Origin of the sequence: Chromobacterium haemolyticum DSM 19808 (assembly GCF_000711885.1) — a bacterium.
Taxonomy (GTDB): domain Bacteria; phylum Pseudomonadota; class Gammaproteobacteria; order Burkholderiales; family Chromobacteriaceae; genus Chromobacterium; species Chromobacterium haemolyticum.
Genome location: NZ_KL543995.1, coordinates 58,010 through 73,596, shown reverse-complemented (window position 1 = coordinate 73,596; position 15,587 = coordinate 58,010). Strand labels below are relative to the sequence as shown.

The 15,587-nt window shown below is 65.1% G+C and carries 12 protein-coding genes and 1 pseudogene; 6 read left to right on the top strand and 7 right to left on the bottom strand.

The window, feature by feature from the left end; genetic code table 11:
* Positions 1-19: 19 nt before the first annotated feature.
* The 5 genes from BR71_RS20020 to BR71_RS20000 form a co-directional block, all read right to left on the bottom strand.
* A complete protein-coding gene (locus BR71_RS20020) occupies positions 20-727 on the bottom strand; it encodes an SDR family oxidoreductase (RefSeq protein WP_043641543.1) in 708 nt (235 codons plus the stop codon).
* Positions 724-1,248 carry an ester cyclase gene (locus BR71_RS20015; RefSeq protein ID WP_043592127.1) on the bottom strand — a complete coding sequence of 175 codons (525 nt, stop codon included), beginning with the start codon at positions 1,246-1,248 and terminating at the stop codon, positions 724-726. Before BR71_RS20015 ends, BR71_RS20020 begins: the two co-directional genes overlap by 4 nt.
* 185 nt (positions 1,249-1,433) lie before the next feature.
* A complete protein-coding gene (gene tldD, locus BR71_RS20010; protein WP_043641541.1) occupies positions 1,434-2,876 on the bottom strand; it encodes a metalloprotease TldD in 1,443 nt (480 codons plus the stop codon).
* A 14-nt stretch (positions 2,877-2,890) separates the two neighbouring features.
* Positions 2,891-3,700 carry a carbon-nitrogen hydrolase family protein gene (locus tag BR71_RS20005; RefSeq protein WP_043641540.1) on the bottom strand — a complete coding sequence of 270 codons (810 nt, stop codon included), beginning with the start codon at positions 3,698-3,700 and terminating at the stop codon, positions 2,891-2,893.
* Positions 3,697-7,572, bottom strand: a complete 3,876-nt coding sequence (locus BR71_RS20000) for a YhdP family protein (protein WP_156039070.1) — start codon at positions 7,570-7,572, stop codon at positions 3,697-3,699. Before BR71_RS20000 ends, BR71_RS20005 begins: the two co-directional genes overlap by 4 nt.
* Before the next feature lie 57 nt (positions 7,573-7,629).
* On the opposite strand from BR71_RS20000, the gene glnE reads away from it, so the two are divergent.
* The 6 genes from glnE (at position 7,630) to BR71_RS24400 (ending at position 14,081) form a co-directional block, all read left to right on the top strand.
* Positions 7,630-10,326 carry a bifunctional [glutamate--ammonia ligase]-adenylyl-L-tyrosine phosphorylase/[glutamate--ammonia-ligase] adenylyltransferase gene (gene glnE, locus BR71_RS19995; protein WP_043641538.1) on the top strand — a complete coding sequence of 899 codons (2,697 nt, stop codon included), beginning with the start codon at positions 7,630-7,632 and terminating at the stop codon, positions 10,324-10,326.
* Between the two features lie 105 nt (positions 10,327-10,431).
* Positions 10,432-11,355, top strand: a complete 924-nt coding sequence (locus tag BR71_RS19990; protein ID WP_043641537.1) for a branched-chain amino acid transaminase — start codon at positions 10,432-10,434, stop codon at positions 11,353-11,355.
* 43 nt (positions 11,356-11,398) lie between these two features.
* The gene (locus BR71_RS19985) at positions 11,399-11,599 is read left to right on the top strand and encodes a zinc-finger domain-containing protein (RefSeq protein ID WP_019104039.1); all 201 of its coding nucleotides are present in this window, start codon (positions 11,399-11,401) and stop codon (positions 11,597-11,599) included.
* A 134-nt stretch (positions 11,600-11,733) separates the two neighbouring features.
* Complete coding sequence (gene waaF / locus BR71_RS19980) at positions 11,734-12,771, top strand: lipopolysaccharide heptosyltransferase II (protein WP_043641535.1); 1,038 nt, start codon at positions 11,734-11,736, stop codon at positions 12,769-12,771.
* Positions 12,771-13,364 (top strand): TetR/AcrR family transcriptional regulator, encoded by a 594-nt coding sequence (locus tag BR71_RS19975; RefSeq protein ID WP_043641534.1) that lies wholly within the window; start codon positions 12,771-12,773, stop codon positions 13,362-13,364. Before waaF ends, BR71_RS19975 begins: the two co-directional genes overlap by 1 nt.
* A gap of 117 nt (positions 13,365-13,481) precedes the next feature.
* The gene (locus BR71_RS24400; protein ID WP_043641533.1) at positions 13,482-14,081 is read left to right on the top strand and encodes a hypothetical protein; all 600 of its coding nucleotides are present in this window, start codon (positions 13,482-13,484) and stop codon (positions 14,079-14,081) included.
* A 106-nt stretch (positions 14,082-14,187) separates the two neighbouring features.
* On the opposite strand, the gene BR71_RS19965 is transcribed toward BR71_RS24400, so the two are convergent.
* Both BR71_RS19965 and BR71_RS19960 read right to left on the bottom strand, forming a co-directional pair.
* A complete protein-coding gene (locus BR71_RS19965) occupies positions 14,188-14,748 on the bottom strand; it encodes a cob(I)yrinic acid a,c-diamide adenosyltransferase (RefSeq protein WP_043641532.1) in 561 nt (186 codons plus the stop codon).
* Positions 14,741-15,587: pseudogene (locus BR71_RS19960) on the bottom strand (hypothetical protein); the annotation flags it as partial. The gene BR71_RS19965 and the pseudogene BR71_RS19960, both read right to left, overlap by 8 nt.

Sequence of the window (15,587 nt, the reverse complement as noted above, 5' to 3'; positions counted from 1 at the left end):
TTGTTCTCTTCGGCGCGGCCTACAACAAGGCCCCGCCCTCCACGTCCAGCACCGAGCCGGAGATGAAACCATTGGTCATCGCCAACAGATAGGCTTGCGCCAGTTCCGGCGGCTGGCCGACGCGGCCGACGGGCAGGCCCTGCCCGATGCGCGCCAGCGTCGCCTGGCGCGCGGCCGAGCCGGCTTCGCCCCACAACTCGGTGTCCACCACGCCGGGGCTGACCACGTTGACGCGGCGCGGCGCCAGTTCCTTGGCCAGATTCTTGGCCGCCGCCTCCAGCGCGGCGTTGACCGTGCTCTTCAGCAAGCCGCCGCTGGAATACTTGCGCGCCAACAAGCCGGAGGTGAAGGTCACCGACGCCCGCTCCGTCAGATAAGGCAAGGCTTCGCGCACCGCCAGCAGGCTGCCGAACAGCTTGACGTCGAAAGTCTGCCGCAACGCTACCTCGCTCAGCTCGGCCAGCGCCGGCGCGCCAACCCGCGCGCCGGCGGTCAGCACCAAGTGATCGATGCGGCCGATGTCTGCGAAGGCCCGGGCCAATGTCAGACTGTCGGTCATGTCCGCCTGAATCCCCTCGCGGTCCTCCTCGGATTGGACGGTACGCCCCAGCACATAGACCCGAGCGCCGGCCGCAACGGCCGCGTCCGCCACCGCCCGGCCGATGCCGGAGCCGCCGCCCAGCACCGCCACGGTCTGGCCGTGGAAAGAAAAGGCCGCCGCGTTCATGGCTTCACCACGCCCAATTGCTGCATCAGGGTCAGATTGTCTTCCAGGTGCCAGTTCTCGGCGATGCGGCCGTTCTTGACCCGGTAGAGGTCGAAAGCCTGGAATTCCACCGGCTGGCCCTGGCCTTGCACGTCGCCGAAGCGGCCGCTGAAATGGCCCTGGAAATGCAGGCGCAACGCGACGCGGTCGCCGGCCAGCACCATATCGGTAACGTCCACCTTCAAATCCGGCACCGCGGCGCGGAACTGGCGCGAAGCCTGCAAGGGGCCGGCCACGCCCTGCTGGCGGCCAGCGGGCAAGGTGCGGTCGACAAAGTCGGGGTCCAACGCCAGCTCGGCGTAGCGCGGATCGCCGCTGTTCCAGAACGCAGCGTAGCGCAGCGCGGCCAGTTTCATCGCCGCCGCGCTGCCGGCCGGGCGGTCAGCCCACACTCTCGCGGGCTGCGGCAGGTTTTCCGCCGCGCCGGCGAAGGCCGCGGACAAGGCCAGGCCGAAGCCCAGCGCCAAGGTCAAAGCTTTCATCATCGTCTCCCGATTGCGGCGTCGCCAACACAGCGACACCGGACCAGCACATTGTGTCGCCGGCCATGGGATTTGATAATTGGCTCTATATTTGTATGATCTGCTTGTTCAATTTGAAAATAGGCGTAAAAAAAGGCGAAGCTCCAGCGCTTCGCCTTTCTCAAAGAAGCTGTTTACGCAGGTTCTTAGCCGCCGGTGCCGCCCACGGTCAGCCCGCCGTCTATGCGCAGCGTGGGCTGGCCCACGCCCACCGGCACGCTCTGCCCTTCCTTGCCGCAAACGCCCACGCCCTGATCCAGCTGCAGATCGCTGCCTATCATGCTGACGTAGTTGAGCACGTCGGGACCGTTGCCTATCAGGGTAGCGCCCTTGACCGGGTAGCTAAGCTTGCCGTTTTCGATGCGCCAGGCTTCCGACGCCGAGAACACGAACTTGCCGCTGGTGATGTCCACCTGACCGCCGCCAAAGTTGACCGCGTACAGGCCATCCTTGACCGAGGCGATGATTTCCTGCGGATCGTGCTGGCCGGCCAACATATAGGTGTTGGTCATCCGCGGCATCGGAATATGGGCGTAGGACTCGCGGCGGCCATTGCCGGTGGCGCCCACCTGCATCAGCCGCGAATTCATCGCGTCCTGCATATAGCCCTTAAGCACGCCGTCCTCTATCAGCACGGTGCGCTGGGTGGGATTGCCCTCGTCGTCTATCGCCAGCGAGCCGCGGCGCTCCTCCATGACCCCGTCATCGACCACCGTGACGCCCGGCGCCGCCACACGCTGGCCGATCTTGCCGGAGAAGGCGGAAGTGCCCTTGCGGTTGAAGTCGCCTTCCAGACCATGGCCTATCGCCTCGTGCAACAGCACGCCGGGCCAGCCCGGGCCCAACACCACGGTCATCTGCCCCGCCGGCGCCGGACGCGAGTCCAGGTTGGTCAAGGCCTGATGCACCGCCTGGCGCGCGTAGCGCTCCAACACCTCGTCGTCGAAGTAGGCCAGGTCGAAGCGACCGCCGCCGCCGCTGGAGCCCTGCTCGCGGCGGCCGTTTTGCTCGGCGATCACCATCACCGACACCCGCACCAGCGGCCTCACATCAGCCGCGCGCACGCCGTCGTGGCGCGCCACGTAAACCACATCGTATTCGCTGGCCATGCCGGCCATCACCTGGATCACCCGCGGGTCCAGCGCCCGGGCCATCCGTTCCACCTTTTCCAGCAAGGCCACCTTGGCCGCCGCCTCCAGACTGTGACAAGGGTCCAGCGCCGGATACAGCGGTTTAGGCGCTCGCAGCGTTTGCCGTCCGGCGGAACCGTCGCCGCCCGCCTGGCCGATGGCGCGCACCGCGTCGGCGGAACGGCTCAGCGCTTCCAGGCTGATGGCGTCGGAATACGCGAAGGCGGTCTTGTCGCCAGCCACGGCGCGCACGCCCACGCCTTGATCAATGCTGAAACTGCCGGACTTGACGATACCCTCTTCCAGGCTCCAGGCCTCGCTGCGGGTGTATTGAAAATAGAGGTCGGCGTAATCGATGGCGTGGTGGCGCATGCGCGCCAGCGTGGCCTCCAAAGCCGCCTCGTCCAGGCCGTAAGGCTTGAGCAGCAGGCTGTCTGCCGCGGAGAAAGCATCTTGCATAATGTCGGGTTCTTTCACGCGAGTACGCGGTGCGCCAGCGCCGGCAGGCGGGTGCGCACCGACTGGATCAATGTCGGGTCTATTTCGGCGAGGATCACGCCCTCGCCCTTGTCTATTTCCGCCAGCACGCGCCCCCACGGATCGATAATCATCGAATGGCCGTGGGTCTTGCGGCCGTTGTCGTGTTCTCCGCCCTGCGCGGAGGCCAGCACATAGCTCTGGTTCTCGATCGCGCGCGCGCGCAGCAGCGGCTCCCAATGCGCCTCGCCGGTGGTGGCGGTGAAGGCCGCCGGCAGAATCATCAGATCATAGGGCGACAGCTGGCGGAACAGCTCGGGGAAACGCAGATCGTAGCAGATACCGAAGGCCATCTCGGCAAAGCCGAGGTCCGCCTTCACCGGCTGCTCGCCCGGCCGGATGGTATTGGATTCGCAATACGTCTCTCCCAGGCCGGAAAAGCCGAACAGGTGGATCTTGTCGTAGCGGGCCCGTACCTCGCCATTCGGGTCGAACAGCAAGGTGGTGTTCAGCACCCTCTGCGGCTCCGGGCTGCGCAAGGGCACGGTGCCGGCCGCCAGCCACACGCCGTTCTCGCTCGCCATCCGCGCCAGCGCCCGCTGGATGGGGCCGTCGCCGTAGGCCTCGCACACAGCCACCTTGTCGGTTTCCTGTTTTCCCATCAGGCAAAAGTACTCGGGCAAGACCACCAGCCGCGCGCCTTTGGCGGCGGCTTCCGCGACCCAATCCGCGGCGCGCTGCAAATTGGCCGTCACGTCGGAGCCGGACACCATCTGCACCGCCGCCGCCAGGAATTTTTGCTTCATGGTTTTCCCCCTTTGTTCTGATGTATCGGACCGATCGCCGTGCGCACCACTTTAGGATCCCGCAGCGAACCGCTCACTTCGTAATCCACCGACAAGATGCGTCCCACCGGATCGCGCAGCACTTTCTGCGCCGCCAGCGTGGCGATGCCCACCACCGGATTGAGCAAGGCCGCGCCCGCCGCCAACGCCACGCTTTCCGCCAAGCGCGGCATCACATGAACTTTCAGCGTCTGGGTTTCCTTGCCCAGATCCAGCTCTCCGGAAATCGCCACGTCGGCGCCCGGCCCCTTCATTTCCACCTTGGGAGACGTGAACAGGCCGTTCCGCGCCTGCGCCTCGCCTTTCAGGCTATCAAAGGCGAAACCGTCGCTGAACACATCGGTGAAGTCCAAACGGATGCGACGCGGCAGCGATTGCAAACTGAGCGCGCCCAACAGCTTGACCACACCCGGGTCCACTTTGGCGAAGCGCCCATCCTTGAAGTCTAGCGCCAATTCGCCGGACACCTTGGCCAAATCCAGATCGCCCAAGCCCCCGGGCCAATTCAAGCGGCCGCTGAGCGAGCCTTGGCCGTTGCGGAAAATCTCGCCCTGGCCCAGCCGCGCCAGCAGCTTGCCGGCGTCGCTGACATTCAATTCAAAACGGGCGTCGACATTGCCGGCGCCGCGCGCATCCGAACGCACCGTGGCTTTCAGCGTGCCGTCGTTGGTCGTCAGCCGCAACGGCGCCATCTGCCAGACGCTGCCGTCGCGACGCGCTTCCAGTTCCAGCCGCCCCACCGAGCGCCCCTGCAACACCAATTCGCCAACGCGTACCTTCATCTCTGGCAGCCTGCGGTTCAGCATTGAGGTCTCGCCGCCGGACTTGGCCTCGGTCGCGCCCTCCTTCTTGTCCGCCGGCAACGTCAAGGCCAGCCGGCTCAGATTGGCTTGCAACAAACCGTTGCCTTCCGGCCGATAGCTGGCGTCGCCGCTCATCTCGTTAGAGCGTAGCTGTATGGTCCAAGCCTTGGACAATTCACGGTTGCCCAGCCGGGCATTGACCTTGTGCAGGCTCAGGCCCGGCAATACCAACTCCGGCGTTTCCAACTCCAGCTGCAAGGCAGGCAAAGCCGACAAGGCTCCCGGCCCGCCGCCTCCGCTGGATTGCGCTGCGCCGTCCGCCAGTTTCAACCAATCATCCAACACCACCCTGGGCTGCGCCACCCGCACCGTCAGCCCGGACGCCGCCGGCTCGCCCGGCGCGCGTCCCACGCCCAAGGCGCCGGCCTGCAAGTCGCCGTGCTCGTTCAAACGCAAGCGTCCGCCTAGCATGCCGTCCAGGCTGAAATCCAGCCGCAGGGTCTGCGCGCCGCGCATCTGCTGCGGCCGCAACTGTAGTTGCAGCGGCAAAGCCGTCGCCGCGGCCTTGGCCAAGGGCGGCGGCAAGTCGAAGGCGGTGCCCTGCAGGTCCGAGGCCACCGTCAGGCTCTCAAGACCTTGCTTGACGACGAACTGCGCGCGATAGCCGGACTTGCCCGCCGCTTGCTCCGCCAGGGCTGGCAGATATTGCTTCAATACTTGGCGAGAATCAGCCTGGCCTGCCAGTTCAAAACGCATGCGCTTGTCGGCTCCGGTGCTGGCCTTCAACTGGAACGCGCCGCCGAAGCTGCTGAACTGCAGGCCGGGGCTGTCCACGCCGCGCTCGGTGAAGGTCAACCGGCCGCGGGCCTTGCTCAGCGGCGGAATCGGCAAGGATTTGAATTGCAGGGCGTTGTCGGCGAAATGAAGATCGCCGCGCACCCCCACGCCCTGCTCGCCCGCCAGCGGTATCGCCAGCTTCAGGTCCAGGCTGGCATTCCCGCCGGCTTCGATCTGGCCGGTAAAACCGTCCAGCCAGCCGTCTACCGGGCTTTGCGTGGTGAAGGCCAGCATGCGCTGCAGGCGGTCGGCCGCGCGGCCCTCCACCGCCAGCATCGGCACGTCGGCGCCCAGATTGTTTATCACCGCCTTGACGCCGCTCAGCGGCACGCCCACCGTCGTGGCGCGGCGCGCGTTCACTTCCATCCGCTCGTTGCGGAACAGCAGTTGGGCGTCGATGTCGTCGATGCGAGGCCAGCCGGGCTGGTAACTGAGGCGCGCCCGTTCCACCTCGGCCTCCACCAGAAACTCGCCGCCCTTGCCGCCCGCAAAAGGGAACTGGTCCAGATCGCCGCGCAGCTTCATCGTAGCCTGACGCAGCTGCCCGCCTTGCAAGGCCTGGCGCAGCCAGCGCAAAGTGTGCTCGCCCACTTCATGCGGCAGGTACTCCGCCACCCTGGCCGCCGGCACCCCGGCGATGCTGGCGCGCAGATCCGCGATGCCTGCGCCGCCTCCCTGATGCCGATAGCTGCCTTGCAGGCTGCCGGATAGATCCGCGTTGGAGAAGGCGACCTGACGGAAGTCCAAAGCCACCGCCTGCCCCTGCCGCTGCCAGCCCACATCGGCGGTCAGCTTGTCGAAAGCCAGCGGCGAGACGAACACCGACGGATAGCTGACCTGGGACTTCCCGGTATCCAACTGCAAACGGCCGCCCTTTTCATCAAAGCTGATCGCGCCGCTGACCCCGGCCACGCCGGGCAGTTCGTCAAACGGCTGCCAGGCCAGCTTTTCAAAACGGGACTTGAGTTTGAAGGCCCTGGGCGCTTCCAGCGCGCCTTTCCAGCTGACGGTCAGATCGCGCAAGGCGCCGCTGGGCGAAAAGCGCGCGAACAGCGGGTTGCGATCAGCGCCCAGCGCGTGGATGAAGGGCGTTAGATGGCTGAGGTCGACGTTGTCCAGCGTCAGTTGTCCGAAGCCCTGCTCGCCGTAGCGCCACTCGCCGTCGATATTGGAGTTGTCGAAAGCCAGCCCGCTGGCGCTGGCCAGGCTCAGCCGGCTGGCCTTGACCTTATAGCTGCCGCTGAGCTGACGCGTCAGTTGCAACTCGCCTTGCAGACGCGGCAACACCAGTTCGTGCGAATCCGGGGGCGTGTAGGCGGCGTCGTGGACGTTGACGCTGGCTTTCAAGGCGTCGATGGCGCCGTCGGAGAAGGACATTTCCACCGTGCCGCTGCCCTCTCCGCTGCGCAGCATGCCCAGCTGCTGCAAATAGCGCGTCCACGAACCCGCCCGGGCGCCGTCCAGCGCCACTTTGATCGAGCCCGACCACTGCTGCCAGGCGGCGATGTCGTCGCCGCGCCAGGCAGCGGTCAAATCGAAACCCTTGCCCAGTGACGCCGCCGGCTGGCCGGAAAGCTTCAGTCCGTGGCCGAACAGACCCGCGCTCAGTTTGAGCTGGCCCTGACTCAGGTCCAGCCTCGGCAGCCCCAGCAGTTCATCCTGCCAGCTCAGCCGCGCATCGATGATCTCCAGGCTGGACTGGCGCAGCAGCCAGTTGCCAAGACCGCTGCCCGCGGGGCCGGAACTCAGGTCGAAGCCGTTGAGATAGATCACGCCCTGCCGCGAACGCAGCAGTTCTACCGCCGGCCCCTTGACCACCACGCTGGACAAGCGCGGCTCCAGCGCCAGCAGTGAACGCCACGACGGTTCCAGCGATACCTGGAGCAAGGTCAGCGCCTTGCCGTCCTGCGGATTGGCGATGGTGACACCGCCCAGTTCAAAGCGCGGACCGACGGTCAGCCACTCACCGGACAGGGCCGCCACCTGCACCGGCCGTCCCAGCGACTGACTCAGATAACGCTCCAGCGGCTGGCGAAACTGGTTCAGATTGGGCAATAACCAAAAAGTGAACGCGCAAAAAGCCGCCAGCAGCAGCGTCAAGGCGGTGGCGACGGCCATTCCCAACAGCGCACAGGTCCGTTTCAGGACCTTGACCACATGGATATGGGACAGAACGGAGAATAGCTTTTCCAAATGCGGCAAACCGTTACAATGTGGCCATCAAGAATTGACATGCCGTAGGGGCCTATTATGCCAGCAAACACGGCCGCTGCCATTGCCCGCAGCCGCGAGTTCTCTCACTATCTGCAACGTTTGCTGACCGCCCAGCCCGCCGAGCTGGCCAGGCTGGAAAGCCGGCTGAGCCACCGCTTCGACGCCGCGGAGATGAACGCCTTCGCCGATTGGGAAGCGCTGACCGATGCCGAAAGACTGGCCCCGGCGCTGCGGCGGCTGCGGCAGGCGGTGGTGGCGCGGCTGATCTGCCGCGACCTCAACGGCCTGGCGGATCTGGACGAGGTGGTATCCACCATTAGCGCGCTGGCCGATTTCGCCGTCCAACGGGCCCTGGCCTCCGCGCGCGCCGGCCTCGCCCACTACGGGGAGCCGATAGGCGAGGACAGCGGCGAGGTTCAGCAACTGATCGTCATCGGCATGGGCAAACTGGGCGGAGGCGAGCTCAACGTCAGTTCCGACATCGATCTGATCTTCATCTACCCGGAAAGCGGCGACACCGACGGCGCCTCCCGCGGCGGCCGCTCCATCAGCAACCACGAATACTTCACCCAGGTGGGCAAGCGGCTGATCGCCCTGCTCAACGACGTCACCGCCGATGGCCAGGTATTCCGCGTCGACATGCGGCTGCGGCCCTACGGCGATTCCGGCCCGCTGGCGATGAGCTTCGCCGCCCTGGAAAACTACCTGCTGAGCCAGGGCCGGGAATGGGAACGCTACGCCTGGATCAAGGCCAGGCCGCTCAGCGGCGACGCGGCGGCGCTGGCCGACACGGCGCGCCCCTTCGTTTACCGCAAATACCTGGATTACAGCGCCTACGGCGCGATGCGCGACCTGCACGCGCAAATCCGCCGCGAAGTGGCCCGCCGCGATAGGGCTGAAAACATCAAACTGGGACCGGGCGGCATCCGCGAAGTCGAATTCATCGCACAAGTATTCCAGCTGATACGCGGCGGCCGCGACCGCAGCCTACAACTGCGCGGCACCCGCGAAACCTTGCGCCGGCTGGGCGAGCTGCGGCTGTTGGAGCCCGCCGCCGTCGACGAACTCCTGCAGGCTTACGCCTTCCTGCGCAATCTGGAACATCGGCTGCAATACCTGGACGACCAGCAAACCCAAACCCTGCCCGCCGGCGCCGACAACCGCGCCCGCATCGCCGCCAGCATGGGCTGCGCCGACTGGGACCAGTTCATGAACCGGCTTAACCAGCAGCGCCGCAAAGTCACCCGCCACTTCGAGCAAGTGTTCATCCTGCCCACCGAGGGCGCTACCGACCACCCCTTGGCCGATCTGTGGCGCGACATCGCAGACGAGTTGCCGGTGGAGCGGCTGCGGCGGATGAGCTTCGCCGAACCGGAACAAGTGGCGCGCCAGTTGCAAAGCCTGGCCCAAGGACAGCGCTACCAGCAGATGCCGTTAAACGGCCGCAAGCAGTTCGACCAGCTGATGCCCGCCTTGATCGAGGTCGCCTCCCGCTTCGACAACGCCGATGCCACGCTGACGCGCATCATCGCCTTGATGGAGGCGATCAGCCGCCGCGCATCCTACCTGGCGCTGCTGACCGAATACCCGCAAACCCTGCAACGGCTCGCCTCGCTTTATTCGTCCAGCGCCTGGGTCTCCGGCTACCTGACCCGCCATCCCATCCTGCTGGACGAACTGCTGGACGCGCGCGTGCTCTACGCCACGCCGGACTGGCCACAACTGGCGGAACAGTTGGAACAACAGCTGCGCCAGGCCGACGGCGACGTGGAAGCCAAGATGGACGCGCTGCGCCACTTCCAGCACGCGCAATCCTTCCGCCTGGTGGCGCAGGATTTGGCCGGCATGTGGACGGTGGAGGCGCTGTCCGACCAGCTTTCGCTGCTGGCCGACATCGTGCTGGCCGCCACGCTGCGCCACGCCTGGCTAGACATCCCCAGCCGCCACTGCGACACGCCGCGTTTCGCCATCATCGGCTACGGCAAGCTGGGCGGCAAAGAGCTGGGCTACGCTTCGGACCTGGACCTGATCTTCCTCTACGACGACGAGCACCCGGACGCCGCCGAACTGTACTCGCGGCTGGCGCGCAAAATGTCCACCTGGCTGACCAGCGCCACCGCCGCCGGCGTGCTCTACGACATCGACCTGCGGCTGCGCCCCAACGGCGCCAGCGGCCTGCTGGTCAGCTCGGTCAATGCCTTCCGCCAATACCAGGAACAGCAGGCATGGGTCTGGGAACACCAGGCGCTGACCCGCGCCCGCTACGTGGCAGGCGACGCAGACGTCGGCGCCCAATTCGAACAGGAACGCCACGCCATCCTTACCCGCCGGCGCGAGCTTAGCGTGCTGCGCGACGAAGTGCTGGCGATGCGCCAACGCATGCTGGACAGCCACCCCGCCCGCGACGAAGACCCGAAAAACGCGCGCGGCGGCATCATAGACATCGAATTCATCGTCCAATACCTGATCCTGGCCCATGCCCACGCGCTCCCGGCGCTGACCGCCAACGCCGGCAATATCGCCTTGTTGGCCACAGCAGCCGAGGCCGGACTGATCCCCGCCGCCGACGCCGAAGCGGCGCGCAACGCCTATCGTCACTATCGCCGGCTCCAGCACGCCGCCCGGCTCAACGAAAAGCAGACCGTGACGCCGGACGCGGCTTTGCAGCAGGACTACAGCCTATGCCGATCGCTGTGGCGGCTCGTATTCGAGCAAGCGCTCAATTTTTCCTGACAAACGGTTCACAGCGTCATAAGGGCGAGATAAACTCATTGGATACGGTCGGACAAGATCCGACCCTATCCGCAAAGCGAAAACACAATATTGGAGAACACCAAGATGTCGATGGCTGATCGTGACGGAAAAATCTGGTATGACGGCGAACTGGTGGACTGGCGCGACGCCACCACCCACGTTCTGACCCACACCCTGCATTACGGCATGGGCGTGTTCGAAGGCGTGCGCGCTTACGAAACCCCCAGGGGTCCGGCCATCTTCCGTTTGGAAGACCACACCGCGCGACTGTTCCGCTCCGCCAAGATCCTGGGCATGGCGCTGCCGTTCACGCCGGAACAGATCAGCCAGGCTCACCTGGACGTGGTCAAAGCCAACGGCCTCAAGTCCTGCTATTTCCGCCCCATGGCCTTCTACGGTTCCGGAAAACTGGGCGTGGCGCCGCTGAAGAACGATGTCCGCGTAATCGTGGCCGCCTGGCCCTGGGGCGCCTACCTGGGCGACGAAGGCCTGGAAAAAGGCATCCGCGTGAAGACCTCCTCCTTCACCCGCCACCACGTCAACATCACCATGTGCAAGGCCAAGGCCAACGGCAACTACATGAACTCCATCCTGGCCAACAACGAAGCCACCGCCGACGGCTACGACGAGGCCTTGTTGCTGGATGTGGACGGTTTCGTGGCGGAAGGTTCCGGCGAAAACATTTTCATCATCCGCAAGGGCAAACTGTACACTCCTGACCTGACCAGCGCGTTGGAAGGCATCACCCGCGACACCGTGGTGCAGATCTCCAAGGAAATGGGACTGGAACTGATAGAAAAGCGCATCACCCGCGATGAAGTCTACAGCGCGGACGAAGCCTTCTTCACCGGCACCGCCGCCGAAGTCACCCCTATCCGCGAGCTCGACAGACGCGCGATCGGCGACGGCAATCGTGGTACCATCACCGCCGAAATCCAGAAGCGCTACTTCGACATCGTCAAAGGACTGGATGCCGAACACCAGCACTGGCTGACCTACGTCAACTAAGCAAGACGAGCCGCCCGCGCGGCGGCTCCGCAAGGAATACAGAATGGCTGAACAGAAAGAAAACACTCAACGCGTGATCGAAGTCACCCAGCACGACCTGCCGCTGCATTGCCCGATGCCGGACATGGTGTCCTGGAACTCCCACCCGCGCGTGTTCCTGCCCGTGCACAAGACCGGCGAAGCGCTGTGCCCCTATTGCGGCACCCGCTACAAACTGAACGGTCCGGCAGGCGGCCACCACTGAGCCTGGCCCCGCGCCGGCAACGCAGCTAAGGTGTGGCGCGAGCCGCACCTTTTTTGCTTGCCCGGCCGCCTCCGTCTGCAAACCCAAGCCGGGCCGCCGCGACCCGGTTTCGGTTTGCAATCGGAACATCTGCAATGAAGAAGAAAATCCTCGTCATCGGCCCCTCTTGGGTCGGCGACAGCGTCATGGCGCAACCGCTGTACCAAAGGCTGCACCAACGCCACCCCAATCTAGAGTTGCACGTATTCGCGCCGGCCTGGACCCTGCCGCTGCTGGCGCGGATGCCGGAAGTGGCCAAGGCCCACCTCAACCCCTTCGGCCACGGCGCCCTGCGCCTGGGCGAACGCTGGAAGGTGGCCCGCCAGCTGGCGGCCGAACGCTTCGACCAAGCCATCGTGCTGCCCAACTCGCTGAAATCCGCCTTGATCCCTCTGTTCGCCGGCATCCCCTTGCGCACCGGCTTCCTAGGCGAATCGCGCTACTGGATTCTCAACGACGCGCGCGAACTGGACGAACAGGCGCTGCCGATGATGGTGGAACGCTTTTGCGCGCTGGCCGAAGACAAAGGCGCGCCGCTGCCGCGGCCGCTCAGCCATCCTCGGCTGGCGCTGACCAATGCCAGCCAGCAAGCGGCGCTGGACAAACTTAAGCTCGACGCCAGCCGCCCTGCGGTCGCCTTCTGCCCCGGCGCCGAGTACGGCCCGGCCAAACGCTGGCCGGCCCGACACTTCGCCCAGCTGGCGCGCCGCTTCGACGCCGCCGGCTACGCGGTATGGTTGTTCGGCTCCGGCAAGGACCGCGAAGTGGGCGACGACATCAGCCGCCTCTCCGGCGGCCTGGCCGTCAACCTTTGCGGCGCCACCGGCCTGGAAGAAGCGATAGACCTGATCGGCCTGACCCGGCTCGCCGTCTGCAACGATTCCGGCCTGATGCATGTGGCTGCGGCGCTGGACAAACCGCTGGTGGCGCTGTACGGCTCCTCCAGCCCCGATTTCACGCCGCCGTTGTCGACGCGGGCCGCCATCGTCTCCCTCAACCTGGACTGCAGCCCCTGTTTCGAGCGGACCTGTCCTTACGGTCATACCGATTGCCTGGAAAAAATGGAGCCGGATCGGGTCTGGCAAGCCGCGCTTCCGCTGCTGCCCGTCCACTCCCAAGAAAAAACACAATAATGAGCACAGACAATACCGCACCCGTCGAAGAAAACAGCCGCCGCATGGAACTGATCCGCGCCGCGGCGATACTGTTCCGCGACCAGGGCTACGAACGCACCACAGTGCGCGACCTGGGCAACGCGGTCGGCATGCAATCCGGCAGCCTGTTCTACCACTTCCGCACCAAGGAAGAAATCCTGGTCGCGGTGATGGCCCTGGGCATCACCAGCACCACCGAGCAATTAAAGCGCGCCCTGGACGAAGCCGGATCGCCACGAGCCAAGCTGGCCGCGCTGTTCCGCGTCCATCTCAATTCTCTGCTGGGGGACAATCAGGCGGCGCTGGAAGTGATGCTGTACGAATGGCGCAGCGTGTCCGCTGCCGCCAGGCCCGGCCTGATCGTGCTGCGTGACCGCTACGAAGCGCTTTGGCAACAAGCGCTGGACGAGGCCGCCGCCGCCGGACTGGTCAAACCCGACACCGCGCTGCTGCGCCGCACCTTGCTGGGCAGCCTGCATTGGTCGGTGCAGTGGTACCGCTCCGAAGGCCCGCTGAGCGTGGATCAGCTGGCCGAACGCATGTTGGATTTGGTATTACTGCCACAAACCTGACCATTGGACCAGAAAAAATTCGGCAATCCACCGAAAAAGATTCTAGAATCAGCGATATAGGGCAACTGGGCTCTATACCGTCCTGGGCAACGGCAACCACGGTTTGGAGAGAGCGATATGGCAAGCACCGGCAGCATAGGCAGCCTCAACTCTCTGCAGCAATTGCAATCGCTGCAGAACACGCGGCCTGAGCAAAAGACGCTGGAAGAACCGCGGTCCGCCACCCCTGCGGTTTCACAGCAAAACGTCAGCCAGACCGCGGTCCGGCAAAACCCCGACACAGCCCGCGTCGAGCAGCAACTGCAACGTCAGTTGAACACCGCGCAGGCCAATGCCGCGCAAATCCGCAACGGCGACCAGCAACGGGTTAGCCAGGAACAGGCCCAAACCGCCGCCCTGGCCAGCTCAGCCGCTCCGGCCGCCGCGGCCAATGACACCCCGCGGGCTCAACAGCGCGCCGCGGAAACGACAAGCGCCAATCGCGCCGCCAGCGCGCCGCCGGCGACGCCTCCGCGTCCGACCACGGTGCCGGCGGCCAATGAGCAGCAAGCCGCCAACAATCAAGCGGAACAGCAGACCAACCAGACCAACAACAATGCGGTGGCCCGTTCCCAGCAACAGAATGCCAGCGGCCAATTAGCGGTCACTCAGTACCAGACCACCCAGTCCCTGCTGCAGAATAGCCCTTACCGGCCGCGGGTCTCGGAAGTGGCCTGACGCCACCCTCACAAAAAACGGCAATCCCAAAGGATTGCCTTTTTTTTGCCGAACGCGTACTCAGCGTGTAACGCTCCGCAACGCGCGGCAGATCGTGAACAGGTTTTTAGACTTCGCCAGTTTTGCGCCCCGGCCGCCACAACACGTCCGGTTCCCCTGCCTGCCGGTTCAGATAACGCGACAGCACAAACAGCAGGTCGGACAGGCGGTTCAGATAGCGGCGCGCCGCGTCTGACACCGTGTCCTGCTGCGCCAACGCCACCACTGCGCGCTCGGCGCGACGACACACCGATCGGGCTTGGTGCGACAGTGCGGCCGCCCTGCAGCCTCCGGGCAGGATGAACTCTTTCAGCGGCGGCAAATCCTCGTTGAGGAAGGCCACTACAGCCTCCAGCGCCTGCACGTGCTCGGCGCCCAAAGCGCTGTAGCCGGGCACCGCCAGCTCCGAGCCCAGATCGAACAAATCGTGCTGGGTCTCGGACAGCCAGGCTCTGGCCTCGTCCGGCAGCGTTTCCGCCAGCAACACTCCCAGCACCGAGTTCAATTCGTCCACCTCGCCCAACGCGCGGATGCGCAAGCTGTCCTTACCCACCCGGCTGCCGTCCCCCAGACCCGTGCTGCCGTCGTCGCCGGTCCTGGTGACGATATGCGACAATCGATCACTCATCGCGTTTCCCATCCTTTTCAATCTTGCCCAAAGAGTTGATTGTCTGGCGCAGGCTCTCCTTCAAGGCTTCGCCAAACAGCATCTCGTAATCTTCCTTGAGCTGATGCATTACGCCCGACAGCATCTGCTTGGCCTGCAGCTCCAAAGCGTCCTGCAACCACAGCGACAGTTCCACCTTCATCCGCGGCAGCATTTTTTCATACATGGACTGCAGCAAGGCCTGTTCGTCTATCACCGCCACCGTGCCCGGCGGCGCATTCACCGCCTGAGGCGCCATCATCGCGGCGGCCGCGGCGGCCGAAGCCACCTCGGACACCTTCAAGACCTCCACGCCGCGCGCCGTCGCCGCCTCGGAGACCGGCCCCTGTTCCGCCTCGCCCGCCGACGACTCCGCGCCGACGGCAAGCGCCAAGCCTGCGGCTGCCAGCGCCCCGGCTCCCGCCGCCAACTCCGCGGCCCCCATTCCACCCATCTCGGACTCGGACTCAAACACCGTGAGTTCGGGTATCTCGCCCTCGGCCATAGCCGGAGCCAGCGACTCGGGCTCGACATCCTCCAAGAACATTTCCGGCTCGGCCGCTACCGGCTCCGGCATGGCCGCCGTTTCGGTGGTTTGCGGCCCCAGCACGTCCTCCAACAAAGGCTCCGCAGCCGCTTCGGCTTCCGCCGGCTCGGCAAACACAGCGTCCAGCTGCGGAACATCCAGTTCAGCAACTTGTGGCTCCAACGCCTCGTCCCGCACAAACTCTGCCACCGCATCCGCTTCCGCCGGTTCCGCAAACGCAGCGTCCAGATGCGGAACCTCTGATTCGACGACTTTCGGCTCCAGCACTTCTTCC

Bases quoted from the DNA above. Each gene is read 5' to 3' on its own strand.
- BR71_RS19990 (WP_043641537.1), top strand. From the start codon at position 10,432: ATGTCGATGGCTGATCGTGACGGAAAAATCTGGTATGACGGCGAACTG.
- BR71_RS24400 (WP_043641533.1), top strand. From the start codon at position 13,482: ATGGCAAGCACCGGCAGCATAGGCAGCCTCAACTCTCTGCAGCAATTG.
- BR71_RS19965 (WP_043641532.1), bottom strand. From the start codon at position 14,748: ATGAGTGATCGATTGTCGCATATCGTCACCAGGACCGGCGACGACGGC.
- BR71_RS20005 (WP_043641540.1), bottom strand. From the start codon at position 3,700: ATGAAGCAAAAATTCCTGGCGGCGGCGGTGCAGATGGTGTCCGGCTCC.
- BR71_RS20020 (WP_043641543.1), bottom strand. From the start codon at position 727: ATGAACGCGGCGGCCTTTTCTTTCCACGGCCAGACCGTGGCGGTGCTG.
- BR71_RS19975 (WP_043641534.1), top strand. From the start codon at position 12,771: ATGAGCACAGACAATACCGCACCCGTCGAAGAAAACAGCCGCCGCATG.
- BR71_RS19985 (WP_019104039.1), top strand. From the start codon at position 11,399: ATGGCTGAACAGAAAGAAAACACTCAACGCGTGATCGAAGTCACCCAG.
- BR71_RS20015 (WP_043592127.1), bottom strand. From the start codon at position 1,248: ATGAAAGCTTTGACCTTGGCGCTGGGCTTCGGCCTGGCCTTGTCCGCG.
- tldD (WP_043641541.1), bottom strand. From the start codon at position 2,876: ATGCAAGATGCTTTCTCCGCGGCAGACAGCCTGCTGCTCAAGCCTTAC.
- waaF (WP_043641535.1), top strand. From the start codon at position 11,734: ATGAAGAAGAAAATCCTCGTCATCGGCCCCTCTTGGGTCGGCGACAGC.
- glnE (WP_043641538.1), top strand. From the start codon at position 7,630: ATGCCAGCAAACACGGCCGCTGCCATTGCCCGCAGCCGCGAGTTCTCT.